Source organism: Microvirga sp. Mcv34 (assembly GCF_024519725.1).
In the GTDB taxonomy this organism is placed as follows: Bacteria; Pseudomonadota; Alphaproteobacteria; order Rhizobiales; family Beijerinckiaceae; genus Microvirga.
In genome coordinates, this window is the sequence record NZ_JALJRK010000199.1 from 1 (window position 1) to 2,543 (window position 2,543).

Genomic DNA, 2,543 nt, shown 5'->3' on the forward strand with positions numbered 1-2,543 from the left:
GTAAGCGCGCAAATCTCTGCACCTTTTCATCGCTGATGCAGTAAAGGAGTCTGTGTCCGCAATGGAGACTGTGGACGCAATGACAGTGAATCGCGCGGAAGCACCGGGGCAGTTGCGGGTCGTCAGGGTTCTTGGCAACGGCAAGCGGTGGTTTGATCCGGTCGAGAAGGAGCGCTTGATCGATGCCTGCCTTGAGCCGGGGGTATCGGTGGCAGGGCTCGCGCTGGCGCACGGGATCAACGCCAATCAGTTGCGCAAGTGGGTCAAGCTGCGCCAGGACCGGGAGGCGACCGAGACAGCGGCGGTGATGCCGAGCTGCGCGCCGTCAGCCTTCGTTCCGGTGGTTGAGGCCGCGCCGATGGCGCGGCTGCCGGCCCCGTCAGCGCGGCCGCCAGCGGCACGGGTCCGCGTGACGGCGTCGCTGCCGAACGGGGTGCGGCTGGAGCTGGACGATGCGGATGCGCAGGTTCTGGCGGCGATGATCGAAGCGCTGGGGCGGTGCCATGTTCCGGCTCGCTGATGATCTGCGCGTCTATCTCCACCGGGAGCCGATCGACTTCCGGGCCGGGATCAACAGCCTGGCGATCCTGGTCGAGCAGGCGATGGGCCTCAACCCGTTCGAGCGCGTAGTGTTTGCCTTCTGCAACCGCCGCCGCACCCGGATAAAGTTGCTGTTCTTCGACCGGTCGGGCTTTGTGCTGGTGCTGAAGGCGCTGACGCAAGACAAGTTCCGCTGGCCGCGGCGGCAGGAGACGGTGGTCCTGCTTGACGCCGAGCAATTACACTGGCTGCTCGACGGCATCGATCTCGACGCGGTGGTCCGCCACCCGGTGCGGCACTATGAATGTGTCGGGTGAGGTTGCCTGTTGACGTCAGGGGAGGCTTCCGATTCAACAATACGATGACTCAAGCCGGCACCCCGACCGTTGCGGAGTTGATGGCGCTTCTGGCGGCGCATACGGCCGAAATCACCGCGCTGAAGGCTGAGCGGGACATCCTCGCGCAGCGCGTCTTCAAGCTTGAGGAAGAACTGGCGCTGGCGCGGCTGCATCGGTTTGCGCCACGCAGCGAAAAGCACATGGATCGCGTCTTCAACGAAGCCGAGCAGGTCGCCCGCGAGGCCGATGCCGACGAGGGCAACGCCGACACCGACGAGGCGGATGCCGTTGAACTTCCGGACACCGGATTGCCGGCCCCCCAAAAGCCGGACGGCCAGAAACGCGGCCGCCGGCCCCTGCCGGCGGACCTGCCACGCGAGCGCGTCGAGTATGACCTTGCCGACGACCAGAAGAACTGTCCGTGCTGCAGTAACCCGATGCATCGCATGGGCGAGCTGGTGACCGAGCAGCTGCAGATCGAGGTGAAGGCGAAGGTTCTGCAGAATGTCCGGGCCAAATATGCGTGCCGACACTGCGACCGCACCGGGATCAGCACGCCGGTCGTCATCGCGCCGATGCCCGCGCAGCCCTTGCCCGGCAGCATCGCCACGGCCTCGACGCTGGCCTTCGCACTCGTTCACAAATATGTCGACGGCACGCCGCTCTATCGCCTGGCGCAGACCTTCGAGCGGGCCGGGGTTCCTGTCAGCCGTGGCGCTCTCGGTCACTGGGTGATCGGTTCGAGCGAGCGGCATCTGCATCGCCTCTATGACGCGCTGAAGCTGCGGCTGCGATCGCAGACCGTCATCCATGGCGACGAGACCACGGTTCAGGTGCTGAAGGAAAAGGACAAGGACCCCACCAGCACCTCGTACATGTGGGCCTACCGCAGCGGCGAGGACAGCGAGCAGCCGATCGTGCTGTTTGATTACCAGCCCGGCCGCGGGCAGGAACACCCGCAGGCCTTCCTCGGCGACTATCGCGGCATCTTGATGAGTGACGGCTACTCGGCCTGGCGCACGGTGAACGGGGCCACGCATGTTGGATGCATGGCTCATGCCAGACGGAAGTTTGTCGACGCCCTCAAGGCGAGGAAGAAACCCGGCGGGCCGCCGGCGCAGGCCCTCACGTTCTTCGACCAGCTCTACCGGATCGAAAGGCAGGCGCGGGACGAAGAGCCGGATGAGGGCGCAACGCAGGCCGACGCCAGACGCCGCTTTCGCCAGAAACATGCCGTCCCGGTCCTGAACGCCCTCAAGGCATGGCTCGACGCGATCGCGCCGAAGGTCGTTCCCGACACCAAGCTCGCAGATGCCGTCTCCTATACGCTCAACCAATGGGAGTATCTGACGCGCTACACCGAAGATGGCCGGATGCCGATCGACAACAACCTTCTGGAGCGCGACATCCGGATTTTTGCAACCGGACGAAAGAGTTGGCTCTTCAGCGATACAGTCCAGGGTGCCCACGCCAGCGCCGTCATCTACAGCCTGATGCTGACCTGCCGGGCCTGCCGCGTCGAACCCCTCGCGTGGTTGCGACACGTCCTCACCGAACTGCCACGGCGTCCCGGCGATGCCGATATCGAGGACCTGCTGCCCTTCAACTTCAACACGCGGCCAGCCTGAACCCCGCCTTGCGACGTGCTTTGAAATGCGCGCTTAC

3 protein-coding genes are annotated in these 2,543 nt (G+C 64.9%); all 3 read left to right on the forward strand.

Annotated features, from left to right (window positions below; genetic code table 11):
* The first annotated feature begins 79 nt into the window (after positions 1-79).
* From tnpA to tnpC, 3 genes are read left to right on the forward strand one after another with little or no spacing between them, the layout of a single operon-like run.
* Positions 80-520 (forward strand): IS66-like element accessory protein TnpA, encoded by a 441-nt coding sequence (tnpA, locus tag OC446_RS29995; RefSeq protein ID WP_262032533.1) that lies wholly within the window; start codon positions 80-82, stop codon positions 518-520.
* A complete protein-coding gene (gene tnpB / locus OC446_RS30000; RefSeq protein WP_262032534.1) occupies positions 504-857 on the forward strand; it encodes an IS66 family insertion sequence element accessory protein TnpB in 354 nt (117 codons plus the stop codon). Before tnpA ends, tnpB begins: the two co-directional genes overlap by 17 nt.
* A gap of 44 nt (positions 858-901) precedes the next feature.
* The gene (gene tnpC / locus OC446_RS30005) at positions 902-2,506 is read left to right on the forward strand and encodes an IS66 family transposase (RefSeq protein ID WP_262032535.1); all 1,605 of its coding nucleotides are present in this window, start codon (positions 902-904) and stop codon (positions 2,504-2,506) included.
* Positions 2,507-2,543 lie beyond the last annotated feature (37 nt).

What these genes read in the sequence shown, in the direction of transcription:
- tnpA (WP_262032533.1), top strand. Translation starts at nt 80, where the DNA reads ATGACAGTGAATCGCGCGGAAGCACCGGGGCAGTTGCGGGTCGTCAGG.
- tnpC (WP_262032535.1), top strand. Translation starts at nt 902, where the DNA reads ATGACTCAAGCCGGCACCCCGACCGTTGCGGAGTTGATGGCGCTTCTG.
- tnpB (WP_262032534.1), top strand. Translation starts at nt 504, where the DNA reads ATGTTCCGGCTCGCTGATGATCTGCGCGTCTATCTCCACCGGGAGCCG.